At 42.9% G+C, this 22,332-nt stretch carries 16 protein-coding genes; 6 read left to right on the top strand and 10 right to left on the bottom strand.

All coding sequences use genetic code 11. The features are described from left to right. Positions 1–485: 485 nt before the first annotated feature. From AC37HE_RS00310 to AC37HE_RS00295, 4 genes are all read right to left on the bottom strand, one after another. Positions 486–3,488: a serine hydrolase domain-containing protein gene (locus AC37HE_RS00310; RefSeq protein WP_500780769.1), complete on the bottom strand. Its 3,003-nt coding sequence runs from the start codon at positions 3,486–3,488 to the stop codon at positions 486–488. Between the two features lie 56 nt (positions 3,489–3,544). Beyond that, complete coding sequence (locus AC37HE_RS00305) at positions 3,545–4,654, bottom strand: acyltransferase family protein (RefSeq protein ID WP_500780768.1); 1,110 nt, start codon at positions 4,652–4,654, stop codon at positions 3,545–3,547. A 116-nt stretch (positions 4,655–4,770) separates the two neighbouring features. Beyond that, the gene (locus AC37HE_RS00300; protein ID WP_500780767.1) at positions 4,771–6,102 is read right to left on the bottom strand and encodes a RagB/SusD family nutrient uptake outer membrane protein; all 1,332 of its coding nucleotides are present in this window, start codon (positions 6,100–6,102) and stop codon (positions 4,771–4,773) included. 14 nt (positions 6,103–6,116) lie between these two features. After that, positions 6,117–9,062: a SusC/RagA family TonB-linked outer membrane protein gene (locus tag AC37HE_RS00295; protein ID WP_500780766.1), complete on the bottom strand. Its 2,946-nt coding sequence runs from the start codon at positions 9,060–9,062 to the stop codon at positions 6,117–6,119. A gap of 311 nt (positions 9,063–9,373) precedes the next feature. Here AC37HE_RS00295 and AC37HE_RS00290 point away from each other — a divergent pair, with 311 nt between their 5' ends. Continuing rightward, complete coding sequence (locus AC37HE_RS00290; RefSeq protein WP_500780765.1) at positions 9,374–10,489, top strand: anhydro-N-acetylmuramic acid kinase; 1,116 nt, start codon at positions 9,374–9,376, stop codon at positions 10,487–10,489. A gap of 7 nt (positions 10,490–10,496) precedes the next feature. Here the strand turns inward: AC37HE_RS00290 and AC37HE_RS00285 are convergent, their stop codons facing one another. Further along, positions 10,497–11,933, bottom strand: a complete 1,437-nt coding sequence (locus tag AC37HE_RS00285) for a sodium:solute symporter (RefSeq protein ID WP_500780764.1) — start codon at positions 11,931–11,933, stop codon at positions 10,497–10,499. A 52-nt stretch (positions 11,934–11,985) separates the two neighbouring features. Further along, positions 11,986–13,275, bottom strand: a complete 1,290-nt coding sequence (locus tag AC37HE_RS00280) for a transglutaminase-like domain-containing protein (protein WP_500780763.1) — start codon at positions 13,273–13,275, stop codon at positions 11,986–11,988. Between the two features lie 726 nt (positions 13,276–14,001). On the opposite strand from AC37HE_RS00280, the gene AC37HE_RS00275 reads away from it, so the two are divergent. Together AC37HE_RS00275 and AC37HE_RS00270 are read left to right on the top strand one after the other, a co-directional pair. Beyond that, positions 14,002–14,337, top strand: a complete 336-nt coding sequence (locus AC37HE_RS00275; protein ID WP_500780762.1) for a hypothetical protein — start codon at positions 14,002–14,004, stop codon at positions 14,335–14,337. Beyond that, complete coding sequence (locus AC37HE_RS00270; protein ID WP_500780761.1) at positions 14,264–14,821, top strand: N-acetylmuramic acid 6-phosphate etherase; 558 nt, start codon at positions 14,264–14,266, stop codon at positions 14,819–14,821. Before AC37HE_RS00275 ends, AC37HE_RS00270 begins: the two co-directional genes overlap by 74 nt. Positions 14,822–14,827: 6 nt before the next feature. Here the strand turns inward: AC37HE_RS00270 and AC37HE_RS00265 are convergent, their stop codons facing one another. The 4 genes from AC37HE_RS00265 to dtd form a co-directional block, all read right to left on the bottom strand. Continuing rightward, positions 14,828–15,565: a FadR/GntR family transcriptional regulator gene (locus AC37HE_RS00265; RefSeq protein WP_500780760.1), complete on the bottom strand. Its 738-nt coding sequence runs from the start codon at positions 15,563–15,565 to the stop codon at positions 14,828–14,830. 189 nt (positions 15,566–15,754) lie between these two features. Next, a complete protein-coding gene (gene deoC / locus AC37HE_RS00260) occupies positions 15,755–16,582 on the bottom strand; it encodes a deoxyribose-phosphate aldolase (RefSeq protein WP_500780759.1) in 828 nt (275 codons plus the stop codon). Positions 16,583–16,588: 6 nt separating this feature from the next. Further along, the gene (locus AC37HE_RS00255; RefSeq protein WP_500780758.1) at positions 16,589–16,945 is read right to left on the bottom strand and encodes a nucleotide pyrophosphohydrolase; all 357 of its coding nucleotides are present in this window, start codon (positions 16,943–16,945) and stop codon (positions 16,589–16,591) included. Between the two features lie 51 nt (positions 16,946–16,996). Continuing rightward, positions 16,997–17,452, bottom strand: coding sequence for a D-aminoacyl-tRNA deacylase (dtd, locus tag AC37HE_RS00250; RefSeq protein ID WP_500780757.1), 456 nt, complete (start codon positions 17,450–17,452; stop codon positions 16,997–16,999). 179 nt (positions 17,453–17,631) lie between these two features. Between dtd and AC37HE_RS00245 the strand changes: the two genes are divergently transcribed. The 3 genes from AC37HE_RS00245 to AC37HE_RS00235 all read left to right on the top strand — a co-directional run. Next, positions 17,632–20,028, top strand: a complete 2,397-nt coding sequence (locus AC37HE_RS00245) for a TonB-dependent receptor (protein WP_500780756.1) — start codon at positions 17,632–17,634, stop codon at positions 20,026–20,028. Between the two features lie 84 nt (positions 20,029–20,112). Next, positions 20,113–21,096: a lipoate--protein ligase gene (gene lplA / locus AC37HE_RS00240; RefSeq protein WP_500780755.1), complete on the top strand. Its 984-nt coding sequence runs from the start codon at positions 20,113–20,115 to the stop codon at positions 21,094–21,096. A 391-nt stretch (positions 21,097–21,487) separates the two neighbouring features. Continuing rightward, on the top strand, positions 21,488–22,332 hold an 845-nt coding region (locus tag AC37HE_RS00235), incomplete at its 3' end, for an NAD(P)/FAD-dependent oxidoreductase (protein ID WP_500780754.1).

Here is a 22,332-nt window from a genome sequence, read left to right as displayed (position 1 = left end):
TTTCCTGCACCGTAACACCGGGCAGCGGATCCTTGCTTGCTTTTTCCAGTACAATCCCAGAGATTGTCCGGCTTTGTGCTGTTGCCATAATAGCGACAAAACACGAAAGGAAGAGAAAAATCAATCTTTTTTTCATGAGACACCTTTTGTTTTGGTTAGAACTAAAAACCAGCAACTATTTCAAGTTCTGGATTGGAAATTGTAAGTATGGGTTTTTTATATATTTTGTTATTACAAAGCCTCAATTTTGACCTTTTTGCTTCATCATCTGTAATTTTAATATCGGAACCAACAATAAAACACTTGACCAATGATCAAATTTAATTGATCAATTCAATAAATCAAGCACATTGTAAGATGTATTACAAATTATCTTAAAAATTTTAACACTTTCTACTCTCTTATTGTATTCCTTAGCAAATACCCATGAGATCTTTGGGGCATTTCTCCGACAATACAAAAGAATTTTTTGGAATTTACATGTATTACAGATCGCCATTAATCTCGTCGTAGAATACTTGAAGAATATTCGTCCGGACATTTAACTTGCCCAACAAATTATTTTCCCGTGTTGGGTACACACGATTACTCAAGAAGACGTATATGAGTTTATCCTTAGGATCAGCCCAGATAAATGTACCGGTGAATCCTGAATGTCCAAAACTTTCCGGACTGGCTCCAGGACATGGGTAACTTTTCTCGGGAGCAACATCAGCGTTGTCAACCAACGGTTTATCAAAGCCAAGGCCCCGGCGGTTACCTTCTTCTGGATATTGATAGCTAGTAAAATCCTTCATAGTGCCTTCACTCAGATACCGGTGTCCTCCATAGTTCCCCATTTGCATGTACATCTGCACTAACTTCGCCAAATCATTTGCATTCGAAAATAAGCCGGCATTGCCTGAAATCCCTCCCATAACAGCAGCAGCCTCATCGTGCACAGTACCCTGAACCTGCTGCTTGCGGTAAAGCGAATCATACTCAGTTGGGACAATTTGATCCCTATCAAACTTCATCAGCGGTTTATATGTCAAATGATAGGCCCCAAGTGGCTTGTAGTAATTTTCATCCAGAAAATCCACAAAAGCTTCCCCGGAAAGTTTTTCGGTCAACTCCGGAATAAGGAGGAAAGTAATTCCGCTGTAAACATATTTCCCAGGAGGGTTAATCTTCGACAAGCGGATATCTCGGTACACGATCTTCTTAAATTTGTCTTTCAGAAACAGTCCCGGGGCAACTTGCAAATCATAACCATCTTCGGCTTGAGGCATATACCACTTTTCAATTAACTGGTCATCCCCTTTCATGGTCTCTTTCCAGTAACGGAGGTATGGAATCAGCCCTGACCGATGGGCCAGGATCTCTCGCCATCCAAGATCCTGCTTATTCGAGCGATGAAACAAGCCCCTTTTCCAATCTGTCCAATAATCTGAAAACCGATTATCTAAATCGATCTTCCCTTCATCAGTCAGTTTAAGAATGGCAGCTGTTGCTGCCGAAACTTTAGTCACAGAAGCCAAGTCGTACAGATCATCTTCCTTGACCGGGATTCGCTTATCGTAAGTATGGTAGCCATAGGTTTTTTGAAAAATGATCTTTCCATCCTTTGCAGCCAACACACTACATCCGGGAGTTGCTTTGCGGGCAATGGCATCGTAAACAATCGAATCAATACGCTCATTTAAACGAGCGCTGTTCATTCCCACTTCCTCTGGAATGGTATATTTCAGTCTGCCAACCCCGTCCAGTTGAATTCCATCACCTAAATGGTAGTAGCCGCCAATCGAAACCGGTAACTTCCCGGAAGCCCCAATACCACCAAAAATCAGCTGAGCCGACAGTTCCTGCACCAATGTATCGTTCTGATAAGCCATGATGAGTCCAGCCGGAGCTTTAAAGTCTTTCACCTCCGACAGTGCGTAGGGGCTTGAAAAGAATACCTCAATCGTTTTCTTTTCAGTTGCGAAATAATCCAGCAAGGCTTCGGTTTGGTCAGTCAAGCCGTAAGGTCGCTTCGGCTTTATTGGTTGCATGTTGCCAACCTCCATGGAGTGACGACGTTTGGCCTCGTACAGGTGAATACCGGCTACTACAAGGTTGAAATCGTTCAACTTCTCCTTTAAATCAGCGAGTTCTTCTGCGGTAAATCGTTCAGGTAAAAAGAAGTTGGTTGTTTTTATGTACTTCGCCAACATCTTCTGAAACGGAGTCTCCTCAGTTCTGCCAACAGCAACACAAGCCACCTTTAAGGTATCCAGTCCTTGCAGCGGCAAAACTTCGTCCTTATTCTCCAGCAAAGTCAGGGAAGCCTCGATCATCTTTCGTTTGGCTAATTCAACCTGAGGACTATTCAAATCGACCATCAAATTCTTCGTACTAAGACTGGAATAGCTGGCCAGCCCGGCCCAATATTTCGCGGCCAGTACCCGCCGACATTTGGTATCAATTTCATTCCAGCTCAAAGTGCCGTCATCCAATGCCTTTTTGATACCTTCCATCGCAACAACAAAATCTTTTGGAAACTCAACAACATCATTTCCTGCTTTCAGCGCCAGGGCTTCCAATTCACCTGGCTCACCAAAGGCTTTTGCTCCGCCCATATTCATCGCATCGGTTACCACCAAGCCATCATACGACCATTCGTCACGCAGAATGCCATTGATAATTTTAGGCGACAAGCTCGAAGGAATACCGGCATGGTCATCGAGCTGAGGCACATGCAGATGCGCCGACATAATACCGGTTACTCCTTCTTCAACCAAATGCTTAAACGGGTAGAGCTCTACCGAATCCAATCTCGCCCGATCATAAGGGACCAGTGGTAAGGTCAGGTGAGAGTCAGTTTGAGTGTCGCCGTGCCCTGGAAAATGCTTTGCCACCGCGATAATTCCATTCTTCTGCAATCCTTTCGCATATGCCAGACTCAATTTTGCCACTTCTTTGGGCGATTCTCCGAAAGACCGCATCCCGATAATCGGATTCAATGGCTGCGTGTTGATATCGGCAACCGGACCGAAGCTCACCTGAACACCCAGACGCTTCATTTGCTGTGCCATTTCGTTGGTCACCTGCTCAACTAATTCAGGATCGTAGGATGCTCCCATCATCATATTATAGGGAAAGCTGGTTACTCCGTATAGTCGCATACCGACCCCCCATTCAGCGTCCATCGCAATCAACAGGGGTGTTTGAGCGATCGACTGGTACAGGTTGGTTAATTCAACTTGTTTCTCTGGGTTTCCGGTAAAAAAGATTACCCCACCCAGATTGTATTTTTTGATGAGGTCAGCAACCTTCATTTGCGCCTCAACATTGTCGTTGGCATATGCATTCACCCAAATCAACTGCGCAATGCGTTGATCCGGTGTCAACGATTGAAATACAGAATCAACCCATTGCTCCTGCGCCGGGTTTTGCTCGTTAAACTGAGCCAGACAATGCCCGGCAACTGTAAATAATATTCCAAACAGGAAGATCAGTTTCTTCATAATGTCAAATTTTAAGCCTGCCCATCCAAACAGATCGAACTTTGTAATCTTATTTTCTATACTTTGATAAATATTTTATTGCGATACATCACGTATCCGATCAACCAAAAAAGTAGCACATGGGCCAATGCAAATAACAAGGAGCCATTAATGGGACCCGCCAAAGGCTCGAACACTTGCGTATACAACCAATGATACCCGTTTTGTAGTTCTCCGTCCGGCGTTTTTAGCTTAATGAGTCGAATCAATGAAATAGCCCACAAGGTTGAAAGCGAAAAAATAAACAAAGGGTTTTTGCCAAAAACCACAAAAAAAGAAGTCCACTTTTCGTATGATTTTACGTCGATTAGCCAGACCAATACACCTAAAACAAGTGACGCCCATCCTCCGGCATAAAGCACATATGAACTTGTCCAAAGCGGCTTGTTAATCGGGAAAAATAACCCCCAGATCCAACCGGAAGCAATGCCCAAGACTCCCCCAATAATCAACATCAACGGAACTTGCTCCTTGGCTCGGCTTTTAATAAGTAGTCCAGCCATGTAGCCCAATAAAGCCGTTCCAATAGCAGGCAACGTACTCAACAGGCCTTCCGGATCAAAACGAATCCCAAAACCTTTATACATATGAGCTTCACCCAAGATAGACATATCAAAAGGTATTGTTAGGTTTCCTTTGAGGCTGTATGGCATCACACCTCCACCGAAATACAGAATTGCCCAATAAGCAAGCAGGATTGCTGCCGTAATCCACGGTAAAGCCTTTCGCCCAGCTGCAAGAACGATCAACGAGGATATCCCGTACACCACTGCAATCCTCTGTAGAACTCCCATAATACGAACATGGGAGAAGTCCTTTTGCCATTGCGGGAAGGAATTAATAAACAGCCCGATGGCAAAAATCAATAAGGTTCGCTTGGATAGCCGGATGAGCGACTCCCTATTTAAAACATGGCCATATTTCGAAAACGAGAAAAACATGGACACGCCAACTACGAAAAGGAAAAAGGGAAAAACCAAATCCGTCGGTGTACATCCGTTCCACTCCGAATGTCTCAATGGCGAATAAATGTGAGCCCAACTTCCCGGGTTGTTAACCGTGATCATCCCAACGATGGTTATTCCACGAAGAACATCTAATGCCAAATATCGCTGCGTTGTTTTCATTGAATAAATTTAAACCTTTAAATTATTTATTCTTTCAATGCTCCGGAAGCCAAGAAAGATGCCATGGAAACAAGTCCAAGCATCTTTATCGACCTCTTTATATGGTAAACGATCCGCTAAATTGCCGGATCATCCGGACAATTAGGGTTATTATCCCGTTCTTCCTGCGGATAGGGGTAGTAATTCCGGTTACGCTCACTTGTCAGGTCAGAAGAAGGTGAGATTGTCAAACCAGGGTGAAAACGCCTGCTGTCGGCCAAACGCTGACCTGTAAAAAACAGCTCAATACAACGGTTTTTATAAATTTCCTCCAACAGATCGGCTTGTGAAAGGGAACTCAAATAATCCGTTTGATCCTCCAACCCGGCATTTACTCCATAAACGTCATCCGTCTTTGTTAGCACCATATTCAAATAAGTTACTGCCTTAGTCAAATCATTCGAACGGGCATAGGCTTCCGCCATGTTCAACAAAATTTCACCAGGCAGGTACACCGGTATTTCTGAACTGTAAGTTGAAAAGAAACCTTGAATTTGTTTCAACGTTGCTCCTCCTAGCTCTTCCAACTCAACGGTATCCGGAGCGGCTAAATAAAAGTCGTAACGGCCATCGCCATCAGCAGGAAGGTAGTCACCTTTCAACCCGAAGTTGTCTTTCGGGAACAAGTAAGGAGAACCGTTAACTGCAAAATCATATACCGGGTTATAATTCTCATTATCGTATGCAAAAGTTGATGTAAGCGTCAAGTCAATGTCTTGGGCTGTGCTGATACAACTGGTGTAATCTCCCTGGTACAAATACGCCCTGGTCAACAAAGCATCTATGCAGCTTTCCAGATCAATATTGCCAAGCACATTAGTGGTAAAATCGCTAGAAATTCCGGAAGCAACGGCACTTTTCGCTTCGGTCAACAGATTCACAACTTCGGTCATTCCCGCATCGAAATCCGAGAACTCAGCATCGCCATTATCGGAATTCATCAAAGGAGCCTCTTCAAAATTCTGATAGAGATTACAAAGCGATAGCGCTTTGAAATATTTCGCGAACGCTAAAATACCATTTCGCGTTCCATCTTCCATGGTGATATTATCCACATTTGCGATCAGGTTTTCAGCCTGACCTTTATCTTTCAACAAAGAAGACCACAAACTTCCTACACCTGTATTGATGTTCGTAAGCGACGTACTTCCGTATGACAAGTCCATCGGTGTTTGGTAGGTACTGGTTGTTCCGATTTCACGCGTTGTGATACCCGGAACGTATATAACATAGCGCAAGGAAGTAACCGAATAATGCGTACGCAGGCCAACACAAACAGCGTAGAACCCGGCAACACTGTTGTAAGCGTTCTCTTCATTGGGCTGGTTTGGGTTCGAAAACTCAGTGGCGCATGCCGACAAACTGACAGCCAACAAGCCCATCACTATATTTTTTAATATTTTTTTCATAGTTCTTCGGGATTTTAAAAGTTAACATTCAAACCAAAAATGATAGTTCTAGGAATTGGCACACTAGCCATATCATTACCTCGAACCACATTCGACTGTCCTTCCCGGTTAACTTCGGGGTCCATTCCATAATAATTATCGAATGAGAATAAATTGCGGCCAGTCAGACTCAACTTGATGGACTCGCACCAATCAACCGACGGCTTAATCCGGTAACCTAAGGACAACTCACGAAGTTTTACAAATGACCCATTTTCGATGAATGAATCGTAAATGCTATACTCAGCGGCACCCCATCCTTTAGGTCTTTCGCCCAACAATTCTTTTGCGGCACCGTCGCCACCAGAGAAGCGGTTCAAAATTCGTTTATCCCAACTGATAACGTCGTTGCCCTGAACAGCATCAAACTGCATTCGGAAAGACCAATTTTTATACCTTACCTCGTTAATCAACGAAGCGATAAAATCAGGATTTGGATCACCAATTACTTTTTTCAGGTTTTCACCCGTTGGCTGGCCATTAGCATCACGCTCTGCAACCGGTTCGTTGTTTTCATAATGCCCTTTCTCTCGCTGAGGAAGACCATCAGACGTCAGCAACAAACTTCCATCATCATTTCTTGCATAGTAGTAGCCATAGAATACGCCCAATGGATAACCGTTTTTGGCGGCCGATTCACCCCAGGCATACGTGATAATATCTCCCTCAATTCCGTCAACCTTGTTTTTGTTTGTACTAAAGGTTGCGGTTAGATCCCAGCTCAGGTCTTTTTTCGCAATGATTCCAGCTTTCAGCAATAGTTCAAACCCGTTATTTGTCATTGTACCAACGTTTTCAACACGGTATCCTGCACCGGTTGAAGGTGAAAGCGTACGTTCCAGCAACAAATCTTCAATATCTTGTTTGTAGTAGGTCATTTCCAAGCCCAATCGACCATCCAGAAAACCCATATCCGTTCCAACCTCAAACTCTGTTTGTCTCTCCGGCTTCACATCCTTATTCCCTAAAGTCGAAGGTTTGATCAAACCTGTTGTTCCATTAATTGAAACCGTACTGTAGTTTGTGTATCGATCGTAAGCCTCAATTGCAGTCATATTCCCCGCTTGCCCCCACGAAGAGCGCAGCTTGAAAGTATTCATAATATCACCAAGTGTACTTTCCTTCCAGAAATCGTTGTCTGAAACAACGTACGATCCACTCAGTTTGGGGTAAGTCTGCCGACGTTCCGCATCACCGAAGACCGAAGATTCATCTACGCGAACAGCTCCTGTTAAAAACAACTTATCTTTGTATCCAAAAGTCTGCTGAAGATAATATCCCCGAATCGACTTTTCCGCCATATAGTCATTTCTTCCTGTAACAGTTCCAGCGTTTGAAGATTCAACAGCCGGAATTAAATTTTCCGCAGATATGGATAGGATCTGGTATTTTTCGTATTGCAAACTATAGCCTGCAGCGGTTGTTGAAACCAAATTGTCGCTGATGTTAAAAAGGTAGCGGGCATTCAAATCATTATTCAACTTCATTTCATCCAGGCTTTCTTTTTGCGACACACCTTGTGGCGTTGTATTAAAACCTACCGGCACGTATAGTTTTCCCAGCGAATTACTGTAGTCGTAACCAAAAGTATAGTCCAAAGAGAACCCTTTAAATGGATGCAGTCCTAATTTGAAATCGGTAATTGCTCGTTTGTTAATCTGTGTTGCGTCAACTAGGTCAATCGCTTCCTGTATATTAGTAATCCATCCAAAACTTGGATACACACCATCAGAAGGCCGCATATCTACCGTATTATCGGCAAACAAAAAGCTTGTTAAAAGTCCATAATTGAAATCCTCGTTATTGAACTGGTTCTGGCTTGTATTGTAAGAGATGCTTGTACCTATACTCACATCCATCCAAGGTGTCAATTTATCATCAATCCGCAAACGGGCAGTCGAACGCTTAAAGTTTGTTCCGTTTACAATTCCTTCATTATCAAAGTGCGAAGCTGAAAAGAAATACCGGGTATCACCCTTTGCCCTCGAAAGCGAAACGTAGTTTTTCGTTCCGACAGCGGTTCTGAATATGAGATCCTGGTAATCGTATCGCTTAACTGGAGTTCCGTCAGCATTCGTCGATGTCGTTACATCGCCATCCCAAATGAGGTTTACATCATTATATGGTAAAGTCTTGCGAACTGAAGATACACTAAGCTGAGAATTCACATTGATTTCCAACTTTTCGGAATGTCCTCTTTTTGTCCAGATTTGAACAACACCATTACTTGCACGGGAACCATAGATGGCAGCAGCGGCAGCACCTTTAATCACCTCAACTCGTTCAATATCCTGTGGCTCAATATCAACCAAGCGGTTTTGCGTGTATCCTCCAAGATTGATCAACTCGCGTGATTCGTTATTCACAACAACACCATCGATAATATACAACGGATCAGAGCTCCCCAGTACTGTACTTGCACCGCGAAGCCGAACAGAAATACCACCTGACGGGTTACCAGAGTTCTGCATCACTTGGGCACCTGCCAGCTTACCCGACAAGGCGCTTCCAACACTAATGGCACCTGATTCCTGAATATCGATCGCCGGAATCGTTGATATTGCATTACCCAGTTGTTTCTTCTTTGTGAGTGCTCCTGCACCGGTTACCACAACTTCATCCAGCCCCAAAGCATCGGCTAACATCGGGACATTTATAACATCGTTGCTGCCAACCTTAACTTCCTGAGTTTTCATACCAATAAATGAGAAGAGTAAAACATCGCCATCAGCAACCTCAATATGATATTTCCCATCAATATCACTGACAGTACCTTTTGTGGTTCCCTTAACAGATATGTTTACGCCAGGCAAGGTAGTGCCATCAGAGGCAGACGTCACAACTCCGGAGACCATCTTCCCCTGAGCAAAGGCGTTTATTAAAAACGCCATTAAAAAAATAAACAAGAAAATTTTTTTCATAGGAATCTCGATTATAAGTTTAAGACTCGTTGTTCTTCTTTCAATATTACAACTTGTATTACATCTTACAACACGACAAATCGAAAGTAGTTATAAAATCACAATATTCTTAAAAATTTATTAACAAAGACTTTCTGCATTCCTAAAATAAGATAAAGCATCATTTAGATAGCTCCCTTTAGAATATAGAAGCATTTTATCGCAATCCTCAAAAGTGACAAAACAAAGATTTGATTAAAACAATGGCTGTGGTATGACAAATTATCTGTAAGTTTAAATAGTTTTTAAATATACACTATAATTTTCTTTTTATGAGTAAGTTCTACATAGGCATCATGTCAGGAACAAGCCTGGATGGAATCGATGCGGTACTTGTGGCATTCGAAAACGAAACGCTCCAACACATCGGCAACCATACGATCCCTTTCCCTGAAACACTTCAAAGAGATTTGGACAATCTGGTGAATTCCTTTCAAACAAACCTCATAAAGATCGGGGAAATCGACCACCAATTAGCACTGTGCTACGCTCAAGCGACAAAGGAGCTCCTGGAAAAAGCCAACGTTACAGCGGCGGAAGTTGAAGCAATCGGCTGCCACGGACAAACCGTATTTCACTCACCGGATGGAGCTTACCCATTTACAATGCAATTGGGTGACGGAAACCTGATTGCCGCGAAAACAGGTATTCGTACAGTAACAGATTTCAGACGAATGGATATGGCTGTTGGCGGAGGCGGAGCCCCCTTGACACCGGCATTCCATCAATATTATTTGAAGGATGCCTCGGAAAAACGATGTATACTAAATCTTGGTGGTATTGCCAACATTACTATACTGGCGGATGAAGAAGATAAAGTCATCGGTTTCGACACCGGCCCTGCCAATTGCCTGATGAATAGCTGGATAAAACAATCGAAAGGGCTTTACTACGACAAAAACGGAGCATGGGCCAGATCCGGAAAGATCATCGAACCGCTACTTACAGAAATGATGCAGGAGCCTTATTTCAAACTTGCCCCACCCAAAAGCACAGGACGGGAATTATTCAACCTAAACTGGTTTGAGAATATCATTGCCAAATTTCCGGAACAAAAAGAAGAAAACATCCAGGCAACTCTTTTGGAATTAACAGCTAAATCTGTAGCCAATGCAATCCTCCATACTGCTCCAGAAACAGAGGCACTTTATGTTTGCGGTGGAGGTGCGTTCAATACATACCTCATCGAACGAATGCAGTTTCATCTTAAGGGTGTAAAAGTGAGCACAACAGGTAAATTAGGAGTTCATCCCCAATGGGTTGAAGCGATTGCCTTTGCATGGCTGGCAATGCGCCGGTTGACGCACCAACATGGAAACTTACCAGCAGTTACAGGCGCTGGCAAAAAAGTCTTGCTGGGTACAATCTACGACCCGGCGATATTCTAGGTCTGCTCTATTCTTTTCGGGTAACTAACAAAAGCCCCATAAACATGATGAAACCATTAACCAGCAATAACTCAAAACCAAACTTATAGCCGAAAAACCAAGCTTCTGAATTAGCATTTAAAATGTAGGTTATAAGCGGGGAAAGCAAACCGATTACCGGAACAAAGCGATCTTTTACCTGACGTTTAGTAGCTATCCCAAATGCAAAAAGGCCCAAGAGTGGCCCATAGGTATATCCGGCTACCCGAAAAACGGCCGACACAACACTTTCGTTATTAATAATCCGGAAAACGACAATCACTAAAAACATCAGGAACGAAAAACCAACATGCACCAGCATTCGGGTACGTTTACTTTTGGCAGCAGTCGGATCCATATTTAGAAAGTCGATACAAAACGAGGTAGTAAGAGCAGTCAGGGCCGAATCGGCACTGGAGTAGGCAGCTGACAAAATCCCGAGTAAGAACAAAGCTCCGGCCACCGGACCAAAATATTTCATTGCCAGTAAAGGAAATAAATCATCGGTACGAGCAGGTAAATCAATCCCTTTTTGCTGAGCATAATAATACAACAAAACCCCCAGCGACAAGAAAAAGATGTTCGCAATGATAAAGGCAAAACTGAACCAGTAAATATTCTTTTGAGCATCTTTGCGCGTTTTACAAGTCAGGTTCTTCTGCATCATATTCTGATCCAAACCATTCATTGTCAAAACAATACCAACACCAGCCAGAAACTGTTTAAAGAAATTAGTTTTCGATTTCCAATCCCAATCAAAGATCCGACTGTAAGGATGCTGATCAACCACCTTGAACATATCACCAAAGTCCAGGTTGAGCTGTTTCAAAATTACCCAGATTGTTATCCCAATAGCTCCAAGAATGAATAGCGTCTGCAGCGAATCGGTCCAAACTACGGTTTTAATACCAGCCCTATAAGTATAAATCCATATCAGGAATAAAGTAATTAAAACGGTCACGGCAAAAGGAATCCCCAGATCATTGAAGAATGCCAGCTGCAAAACACCTGCGGCCAAATACAAGCGAAATGAAGCGCCAATGGTTTGGGAAACCAAGAAGAAAAAAGCCCCCGTTTTATAGGATCGTACGCCAAAACGTTCGTCAAGATAGGTATAAATTGAGACCAGATTTAAGCGATAATACAGGGGGATTAGTACCAACGCAATAATCCAGTAACCCAAAAAGTTACCAAGCAGAAATTGCAGATAGGTCCAGGCCGAATTGCCCACTTCTCCCGGCACCGAGATAAAGGTTACACCCGAAATCGTCGAGCCAATCATCCCGAAGGCCACCAGGTACCAGGGCGACCGCCTGTTTCCTGTAAAGAAAGTTTCACTATCGGCATTCCGGGAAGTAAACCAGGAAACGCCCATCAATACAGCAAAAAATATCAGAATTATTATCGCAATCAGTGCAGTACTCATCAGCAGTTGGTTGTTTGTTACAAGGTTATTATACAAAGATGTAAAAGATTAATCAATTCGCCGATTGATCATCAACATCGATATGCCAGCTCCAGTCGTTAAAATACAGGTTACCCCCAGCCCACTCAACTTCACCTCGCTGAAAATCATAAGGTTCACTTCTCATGAAGTGTTTTGGCGGAAATAACTCCTGCTCATAATCGTCATTCACAATCAATCGATAAGAATCAATCCCATGCACATAAAATTCACGAACTTTCGGATCATCTGTCTTTTGCAACTTAAACGATTGATCCAATGGAACCCAGCCCACTCCTTCATAAAAAACCTCACACCAATCGTGCAAATTAACATGACCGGGATGCAACATGAAGCCACTTTGCCATTTTACCGGAATTCCCTGCGAACGAGCTAAACTCATAAACAAAAAGGTTTGCATACCACAATCACCATGTCTATACTTCAAAACATAATCAGGAATGCAAGCCATCGTACTATATTCAAGTGCACTGGCCCATGGAATTGAATCGTTGATCCATTTATAAATCCGCTCAACTTTTTTCAATGGATTGGTTTCGTCACCAACAATCCGGGCTGCCAACGATTTTACTTTTTGGGAAAAAACAATATGAGGCGGACGCTCCTTCGTATAGTGCATATAAACAGCACTAGTGGTATCATAAGGCAATACATCGACCGGACTCAAACTGAAATACTGAGCGGCCGTTTGAATCTGATATTTCACTGAAAATTCTGTAGGTTGATCCTGAATCGCCTTTTTTTCCATATAAATTGTCCGCTGCAGGTGATCATTCGAAGCCAACAGATACTTCTTCGGCTCCGAATCAATGATCTTAAAATTCTTTTGTCGAGTAATCCCTTCCCGTGGCACCGGTAACCAGCAGCGCAAGGTTGTACCTTCCGGAACAACATTCGCTTTAACCGTCAGGCTGTACTTTATGACCATGTCCTGAGGCATTACCGGAGTTGATGAATTATTCGAGGCAGCGATTACTTGTTGCGTGTGATCAAGTCGAAAAGAATCCAACTGTGAATCTCTTGCATTAAATGCACTGGTCTGAGACTTGCCGGAGTCAAAAGCAAGTAAACGTCTCAAATTCGAAACTGCATTCGCAAAATAACATTCCTCACCGTCTATAACCTTCATCTCAAGCTTTCCTGATTGCTCCCATTTCTCCATCATGGAATCAGACACCTCACCAAAAGTTGAGCGTAGTTGGTCCTTTACTTGCTCCCTGCTTAAAGAAAAATCCAGGCGGGTACGCTTGCGAATCTCTTTTAATGAATCGGATTCCCCCGCGGATAAGTCAAACTTATTCATTCCAATCATTTTTGTACTAGCATAAAAGGGAAAGCCCGAACCCGAAGAGGCAGACTTCCGCGTATTACTTCGAAGTGAGGTAAGCACTAAAAAGGCAACAATCGCTGCGGCCGGAATTAAAATGAAGTATCTTTTTTTCATGATTATCTGTATGACATCTCACAAAAATAAAAATTCAAAATTGCTAAATCATGATATTTGAAAGAAAGTCAGAAAAAAATAATGAATCCAGTAGACTTGAAATAGAAACAAGCCAACATACTATCAAAAAGACAACTAAAAACAGCATTTCAAAGCGACTGATAAGAATTAAAATCAATTCTAAACCCAAAAGACAAAGGAAACGCCGATAAAACAACAAACAATTTGATTTTTCAATCTCTTGTTCCTGCAATAATCAATGATCATAACAAACGAATCACAAGAATTGCCAAAAGTTAAATAAACTTGAAGATACTTGTAATACATGTTACATAAATTATTAAATTCAACCTGAAGATCTATTTTTGTCTAAAGAGGAGTTAAGAAATTGAGTTCTTCAAACTAATTTCAAGTAAAGTCCGGGATTTAAAACTGGCCGATAGAGCTCATACACCCAACCTTCTTTTGATTTATTCATCAAAAAATGAATCAGTGGTCATACAAAAGACCGTATACGGTTTTAGAATGCCGTACTAAATAAGCTATTAATCAAAACGGGTTATACCAAAAATAGAGCCATTATTTATGACGAGTAACAGCATCACAGAATCTGAGTCTCTGTATAACGACCTCGAGAAAAAGTCGGTAAGGCAATTATTAGAAGATATTCACGAGGAAGATAAGAAGGTATTGCCGGCTGTTCACAAAGCGATTCCCCAAATTGAAAAGTTGGTTGAACAGATGGTTGAACGGGTGAAAAAAGGAGGCCGTTTATTTTACGTGGGTGCAGGGACCAGCGGCCGACTTGGCATTTTGGATGCCTCCGAGATACCACCAACCTATGGTGTTGGATACGATATCGTTATTGGTCTTATTGCAGGGGGGCGATCAGGCGATCCGGAAAGCCGTGGAATCAGCTGAGGATAATTTCGATTTAGGCTGGCAAGACTTACAAAATTACAAGATCAACGAATTAGATACGGTCATTGGGATTGCGGCATCAGGACGAACCCCCTATGTGATTGGTGCAGTGAGTAAAGCCCGCGAGAAAGGCATCTTAACCGGTTGCATCACAAACAATCCGGATTGCGAATTATCCCGGAGTGTAGAGATTGCGATTGAAGCAGTTGTTGGACCGGAATTCGTTTCCGGAAGTACCCGCATGAAATCCGGAACTTCCCAGAAACTTATTTTAAACATGATTACAACGTCCTTAATGATTAAATTAGGTCGGGTAAAAGGTAACCGAATGATCAATATGCAGTTAACCAACAAGAAACTGGTTAACCGTGGCACCCTGATGATCATGGAAGAACTTGGCTTTGATGAAGAAAAATCAAAACGATTGCTTTTGCTACACGGATCAGTCAACAAAGTGCTCCAGGCCTACCGAAAAGAAGAATAAAAGCAACTAACCTTCGTTGCTTTTCAGAAACTTATTATACACCTGCATATTTCGCCCGATATGTGCCTGCATCTTTTCATAGGCCCGGTCAGCATCTTTCTCGCGAATAGCATTCACAATCTCTTTATGATAGCCCAGGGTAATTTCCTTTTCCCCTTCAATATTGGCATAAATGAAGTTACGCATTCGCGGTAGCAGGTTATGTACCGGCTCCATAGTCACAATAACAAAAGGATTACCTGTTGCTCGTGCCATTGTCAGGTGAAACTTATTATCTAAATCAGACTCCAGCTGTGTGTTATCCGGATCACAAGAAGCAAATTCAGCCAAGTTGGTTTCCAGGTTTTTAAGGTCTTCTTCGTTCCTGTTCATCGCGGCCATTTTCGCAATTTCGGGTTCAAAAGCCAAACGAAGTTCAATAATCTGTGTAATCAAATTCATGTCGAATTTAAGATCATAATACAAATTCAACGAGTCGATCGCATCTTTCATATTGATCTTCTTTACAATCATCCCGCTCCCTTTGCGGATCTCGATCAACCCCCGCGCACTGAGTCGGCGCAAAGCCTCCCGCAGTGCGGTGCGACTTACCGCGAACATTTCACACAGCTCTCTTTCCGATGGTAGTTTCGAGCCTATAGGTAATTTCTTTTCCCGAATAGCACGCTCAATGTTACGCTCAATTTTCTGACTCAGCGTTTGAGTCGTACCAATTTTCTGAAAGATGTCATTCATATCTGCCATACCTTACTTCCTGTTTTGACAAATTAAAGGAATTTTTCGATTTTATCGATTAATATTCAAGTTCAAAGACCCATTTTCAATCAGAAATGTCGGAATTCCAGCTACTGTATTTGGATCCGTTAGTTAAAAGGAGAAAAAAGCGCCTTCCTTTAAAGATGACGCTATGAGCTTATACTAGTTCACTATTTTCTAAAAGTACTGAATCTCTTCACCCAATAAATCACCAAGTAAATTATTGGCTAAGCGACTTGCGCCAATCCGGAATAGCTTAGGATTCATCCATTCTTCTCCCAGAATTTCCTTCACAATCGTGAAGTAAAGAATAGCATCTTCAGTTGTAGAGATTCCCCCAGCTGGTTTAAATCCAATTTGTTTACCTGTTTTCATCCAAAAATCTTTAATGGCATGACACATGACAATGGCAGCCTCGGGTGTTGCCGCAGGGCTCATTTTTCCAGTTGATGTTTTGATAAAATCAGCCCCAGCCTCCATCGCCAACATTGATGCATGATGAATTTTTTCAGGTTCAGCCAAAGCACCGGTTTCCAGAATAACTTTCAGATGAACCTCACCAATTGCCTCTTTTATGGTGACAATCTCCTCGGTACAAATCAGCTTGTTTCCATCCAGGTAAGCCCACAAAGGAAGCACAATATCAATCTCGTCTGCACCTAACTCGACAGCCATTTTGGCTTCCTTCACCTTCATTTCAATAAAAGTCATACTTGAAGGAAAACCTCCAGCAACTGCAGCAATGTTAACCTCCTCAACAGTCAGCACCTCCTTTACACTACGAACCATATTGGGATAAACACAAATGGCAGCCACATTGGGCATCGTTGGATAATCATTATAAAAATCATTCACCCGGCCGGCAAACGCTTTTACATGGCTTACCGTATCTGTTGAATTGAGGGTGGTCAGATCGATACATGAAAATGCCAATTGTTGCATATCACGAGTGTTATTCGTTGCTGCTTTTACTTTAATCGCAGCTAGTTCAGCCTGAATCGTCATCGCTCTTTATTTTAATTTTGAATTATTCTGATGGCGGTCTTTGTCCCGCTTGGTTTTCTTTTCGATGCTCTTTAAAAAAGCCTCATTCAGGTCGACCCCGGTTTGGTTGGCCAAACAGATCAAAACCCAAAGCACATCGGCCATTTCCTCTCCCAGGTCTTTTCCCAAATCCGATTTCTTGAACGACTGATCACCATACGTACGAGCCATAATCCGTGCCAACTCCCCTACTTCCTCTGTTAAAATTGCCAGGTTTGTTAACTCACTAAAGTAACGCACCCCAATTGTCCGAATCCATTTGTCAACCAGCTGTTGAGCTTCCGGAATGCTTACCGGCGAGTTTTTCAGTTCATGTTCGTTCATCACTTCTGATCGTTTAGTTATACGAAGTTAAGGAATCCATGTTTAACATTCCTAAAAATCTTTATTTTGCGAGTCGATGATAATGGTTACCGGTCCGTCATTCAGCAGTTGAACTTTCATGTCGGCACCAAATTCGCCACTACCAATTTTGCGAGCAAGCTTATCCTCCATAGCCTGCAGGAACTTCTCATACATTGGTACAGCAAAGTCGGGTTTCGATGCCCGAATATACGACGGTCGATTCCCTTTTTTAGTGCTTGCATGCAGCGTAAACTGACTAATTACAAGGGCATCTCCGCCAATATCTTCTATCGATTTATTCATCACACCATTCTCATCATCAAATATCCGAAGTTGACAAATCTTTTTCACCAACCAATCAATATCTTCATTCGTATCGGCATCTACAATTCCCAACAAAATCAGTAGTCCTCTATCAATGGCAGCTTTTACTTTGCCATCGATGGTTACTGATGCCGAAGAAACACGTTGAATTACTACTCGCATCGTTTCATTTTCTATTAAACTTATCCCTCGAAGAACAAATCTATTTTTGTTTAATCTTTTTAATCAATAAATAAACAAAATAAGAAGTATTGGGGTTAATATCTCAAAGATAAGCAGGAATTTGTAATACAGCTTATTCATTGATCATTTACACAACAATAAGAATAACGACACGAGCTATGAGCCGCCAAGAAATTGCAACAATTTGCCTCTTTATAGTATTTCTACTAAGCTTTTCGGTTAGCCAGGCACAGCAAGGTAGTTTACAGGGTCAAGTTTACGACTCAAACAACAACCAAGACGTGCCGTTTGCAAAGGTGATAATTGCCGGCACAACAATCGGAACTATTACCAACGAAAACGGGCAGTTCAAATTCTCAGGTTTGCAACCGGGTTTTATTCGGGTTGAAGTTTCGCTGATCGGCTATAGAAACACGCTTTCCTCCGAAGTGGAAATCAGCAATGCCAAAACAGCACATTTGGAAATTGCCATTGAGAAAAACAACACACAGCTAGAGGAAATTACAGTAGCCGCATCGCGTTTTCGAACCACCGAGGAAAGTCCGCTTTCGTTGAAAACAATTGGGTTATCGGAAATTGAGAGCAGCCCTGGAGCCAACCGCGATATTTCGAAGGTTATTCAGTCATTTGCCGGGGTACAGTCCACTCCGGCTTTCCGAAACGACATTATTATTCGGGGCGGAGGCCCATCTGAAAGTCGTTTCTATTTAGATGGAGTTGAGGTTCCAAACATCAATCACTTTGCCACGCAAGGGGCTTCGGGAGGACCGGTTGGCATCATCAATGCAGACTTGCTGCGTGAGGTTGAGTACTATTCGGGTGCTTTTCCTGCCGACCGAGGAAATGCTCTCAGCGGCGTTTTTGAATTCTCCTTGGTGGATGGCAACAGCGATCGCTTTCGCGGGCAGGCTTCGGTTGGAGCATCCGAAGTTAGCGGTACGGCTGACGGTCCAATTGGCAACAAAACAACCTACATCGTTTCAGCGCGCCGGTCGTACCTTCAGTTACTCTTTGGTTTACTTGATATGCCCTTTCTCCCCACGTTTAACGACCTTCAGTTTAAGATAAAAACCCGCATAGATCCGAAAAATGAGATCAGCCTGATCGGATTGGGGGCATATGATATCTCCAAATTGAATATCGATCTAAAGAATCCGGATGAACAACAGCAATACATTTTAGCACAACTCCCGGATACCAGGCAATGGTCGTACACCATTGGTGCGGTTTACAAGCGATACAATGAGAACGGCTATCAAACTTTTGTAATCAGTAGAAACCAGTTGAGCAACGAGGCCGAAAAATACCTGGACAATGATAAAAGCTCAGAAGCCAACAAAACGCTGGATTACCAATCTCAGGAAGCAGAGAATAAGCTCCGCTACGAGAATACCATCCGTTCGGGAGGCTCGAAAATCGTCTTCGGTGGCAATATCGACTTTGTGCACTATACTAACTCGACCCGGCAAACCCGCTATTACGAAGATGGATCGCTGCAAGTGAATTACGATACTAAGCTCAACTTCATCAAATGGGGCCTCTTTGGGCAGGCAAGCCAGCTTTTGTTCGACGACCGACTAAGTTTAAGCCTCGGTATTCGGATGGATGCGAACAGCTACTCAACGAACATGAATTCACCGTTTGATCAGTTTTCACCCCGGTTTTCAGCATCGTGGAAACTAAGGCCCGATTGGAGTATCAACCTCAACACGGGGCGTTATTATCAGCTGCCGCCTTACACAGCGCTTGGCTACCAAAAAAACGGAACCTACATAAACAAGCAAAACGGATTGAAATACATCCGGGCCAACCACTATATCGTGGGGATATCTTTTCAACCTCAACCCAACCTATTCTTAAGCATGGAAGGCTTCCTAAAAGATTATGCCCACTACCCATTTTCGGTAAACGATTCCATTTCGCTGGCCAACCTTGGAGCCGACTACGGAGTTATCGGGAACGAAGAAGTAAGCTCTGTATCAAATGGCAGAGCTTACGGTGCCGAGCTGCAAGCCCGCTATTCAACGCCGGGTAAATTCAATTTTAACTTGTCGTACACTTTTGTGCGCAGCGAGTTTGAAGATAAAAACGGTCGCATGATTCCATCGAGCTGGGACAGCCGTCATGTGTTGGTCATCACAACAACAAAAAAGATGAAATGTAACTGGCAAGTTGGTGCACGCTGGCGCTTTGTGGGCGGTTTGCCTTACACGCCCTGGGATATGGATCGCTCGTCGCTCATAGAAGCCTGGAATGCCAACAATGGTCCATATCACAATACCAACCTGTGGAATACCAAGCGATTTAAGGCCTTCCATCAACTGGATTTGCGCATTGACAAAGCCTACTACTGGAAGAAAATGACCGCTAAATTCTATCTTGATTTCCAAAATTTTTACAATTTCAAAAATGAAAACCAGGACATCCTTGTGCGCGAAACTGACTTGGCGGGCAACTACCTGACGACCGACAACGGCACCCGCTACGTCCTGAAACGTGTAAAAGACAGTTCGGGAACAGTGCTCCCGACTTTGGGGGTTATCCTTGAGTTTTAAATAGACCGATTTTAAGACGCATGGATTATCTTTGCAACAAAATGCGCTTTTCGCTGTTTGTGAAAACCGATTAAGCTTTACCGAATGACTGTACTTTGTTTTCACTTGAATCACCCCGATCCCTACTTTAACCTGGCGACGGAAGAATATTTACTGAAGAATTTTGAAGAGGATATTTTCATGCTTTGGAGTAGTGAAAGCTCCATTGTTGTAGGGAAACACCAAAACGCACTGGCCGAGATTAATCACCGCTATGTGAAGGAAAACCAGATTAAAGTGGCGCGTCGTTTGTCGGGCGGTGGAACCGTTTTTCACGACCCGGGAAACCTCAATTTTACTTTCATGCGTAAGGTTGAAAAGATTGAAGAGGTAAACTACAAAACCTTCCTGCAACCGGTGAAAGAAGCGCTGGAAAAGCTCGGTCTGGAAGTTTCGAGCAGCAAACGAGACGACCTCATCCTGGATGGTAAAAAGATTTCGGGGAATGCCCAACATGTTTACCGCAAACGGGTTTTACACCATGGGACCTTACTTTTCGACAGTCATTTGGAAAAATTGAAGAATGCACTGAAAGTTGATCTTTCTCGCTTCGAAGACAAGGCTGTTCAATCGAACCGAAGTGTGGTGACCAACATTGCCGACCACCTACCCAAACCGATGACGGTTACCGAATTCGGTGATTTCATGTTCGACACAATCGCAAAAAGCTTCCCGGATTATCAGTTTACCGAACTTACCGATACCGACAAAGCAGCCATTCAAATTCTGCGCGACGAAAAATATTGCCAATGGGAATGGATCTATGGCTATTCGCCCAAATACACTTACCGCAACTCGATTAAAACAGCGAAGGGCGAGCTGAAAGTGACTCTATCCATCGCCAAAGGAAAGATCGTACAATCGGAATGGGAAGGTCCCATATCGGAAGAATTGACTTTCAAACTAACAGAAATGCTGCGCGAGAAAAATCATGCTTACGATGTGTTGCAACCAGCCCTCAGCCTAATGCAAGCCGAACTGGAAATAGAAGGACTGAATGCTGATGAGCTACTACGCGAATTGCTTTAAATGCATACCCCTTGATTGACTTAAAGAAATTTTGCTGTATTCAGAGCATCGAGAGATTTAGAGCAGTAACCTTTCATAAAAGAAAAGAGGCTCAGGACCTCTCTCATAACCCCAATTTTTCGATCGTTGATTACCAGTAGTTTTTGCTCAACCCAAAAAAACACTCAATTTTATACTAGAATCAACCATTTAGCGTCTTTATCTGATCTCTTGTTGCAAACACAAAAACTCAATAAATCAGGCGAAAGAACATCGAAGAGTTAACTCAAGGTTAAGCAGTAATGCAACATTCTTCTTCCAATACATGCAGTTAAAGAAAGTTCTTTATTTTCGCATCGATATATTTAGATATATGAACAAATCGATTGAAATAACAAAAAATAGCAACACAATGGAAAAGATTTTAATCATTGGAGGAGTTGCAGCCGGAGCAACGGCTGCAGCAAAAGCACGGCGCTTGTCGCCCGATGCGCAAATTACAATGCTCGAAGCCGGCCCGGATATTTCGTTCGCCAACTGCGGACTACCCTATTACATTGCGGGAGATATCGACAGCCGCTCAAAATTGATTCTTCAGAGCCCCGAGAGCTTTGACGAACAATATCAGGTAAAAGTACACATCAACACCGTGGTAAATTCGATCGACCGGACCAGTAAAAAGGTCCACACAGCAGATAGCCGCACCGGTGCAAAAAATACATTCGAATACACCAAACTCATATTAGCCCAGGGAGGCCGACCAATTCAACCGGAAATACCGGGAGCTGATGCCGACCATGTTTTTAGTCTGTGGACTCTGGACGATATGGACAAAATCGACAATCACCTGAATAATAAAGCCCCAAAAACAGCGGTAGTTGTAGGTGGTGGATTCATTGGACTGGAAATGGTAGAAGCTCTGGTAAAAAGAGGCCTAAAAGTACATGTAGTGGAAAAGATGCAGCACGTCATGTCCATCATGGAAGCTGAAATCGCCGGCTTTATTACCCGCGAGCTGAAAGCTTATGGCGTAGGTGTACATACCGAAAACGCGGTTACTAAGATCAACCCAAGATCGGTGGAACTGGAAAATGGACAAACACTGAATGCCGACATGGTCTTGCTTTCAATTGGAGTGCGCCCAACATTACAATTGGCCAAAGATGCCGGTTTGGAAATTGGAGATGCCGGTGGGTTGTTGGTCAACAGCAAGCTGCAAACTTCGGATTCGGATATTTACGCTGCCGGCGATATGGT

It is taken from the genome of Mangrovibacterium sp., from assembly GCF_059905295.1.
Note: the sequence above shows the minus strand (reverse complement) of the source record. Positions and strands in the feature narration are given on the sequence as shown.

Excerpts from the sequence above, each read along its gene's own strand:
- AC37HE_RS00255 (WP_500780758.1), bottom strand. The coding sequence starts at position 16,945 with ATGAACGAACATGAACTGAAAAACTCGCCGGTAAGCATTCCGGAAGCT.
- AC37HE_RS00305 (WP_500780768.1), bottom strand. The coding sequence starts at position 4,654 with ATGAAAACAACGCAGCGATATTTGGCATTAGATGTTCTTCGTGGAATA.
- AC37HE_RS00310 (WP_500780769.1), bottom strand. The coding sequence starts at position 3,488 with ATGAAGAAACTGATCTTCCTGTTTGGAATATTATTTACAGTTGCCGGG.
- AC37HE_RS00300 (WP_500780767.1), bottom strand. The coding sequence starts at position 6,102 with ATGAAAAAAATATTAAAAAATATAGTGATGGGCTTGTTGGCTGTCAGT.
- AC37HE_RS00275 (WP_500780762.1), top strand. The coding sequence starts at position 14,002 with ATGACGAGTAACAGCATCACAGAATCTGAGTCTCTGTATAACGACCTC.
- deoC (WP_500780759.1), bottom strand. The coding sequence starts at position 16,582 with ATGACGATTCAGGCTGAACTAGCTGCGATTAAAGTAAAAGCAGCAACG.
- dtd (WP_500780757.1), bottom strand. The coding sequence starts at position 17,452 with ATGCGAGTAGTAATTCAACGTGTTTCTTCGGCATCAGTAACCATCGAT.
- lplA (WP_500780755.1), top strand. The coding sequence starts at position 20,113 with ATGACTGTACTTTGTTTTCACTTGAATCACCCCGATCCCTACTTTAAC.
- AC37HE_RS00290 (WP_500780765.1), top strand. The coding sequence starts at position 9,374 with ATGAGTAAGTTCTACATAGGCATCATGTCAGGAACAAGCCTGGATGGA.
- AC37HE_RS00245 (WP_500780756.1), top strand. The coding sequence starts at position 17,632 with ATGAGCCGCCAAGAAATTGCAACAATTTGCCTCTTTATAGTATTTCTA.
- AC37HE_RS00295 (WP_500780766.1), bottom strand. The coding sequence starts at position 9,062 with ATGAAAAAAATTTTCTTGTTTATTTTTTTAATGGCGTTTTTAATAAAC.
- AC37HE_RS00285 (WP_500780764.1), bottom strand. The coding sequence starts at position 11,933 with ATGAGTACTGCACTGATTGCGATAATAATTCTGATATTTTTTGCTGTA.
- AC37HE_RS00265 (WP_500780760.1), bottom strand. The coding sequence starts at position 15,565 with ATGGCAGATATGAATGACATCTTTCAGAAAATTGGTACGACTCAAACG.
- AC37HE_RS00280 (WP_500780763.1), bottom strand. The coding sequence starts at position 13,275 with ATGAATAAGTTTGACTTATCCGCGGGGGAATCCGATTCATTAAAAGAG.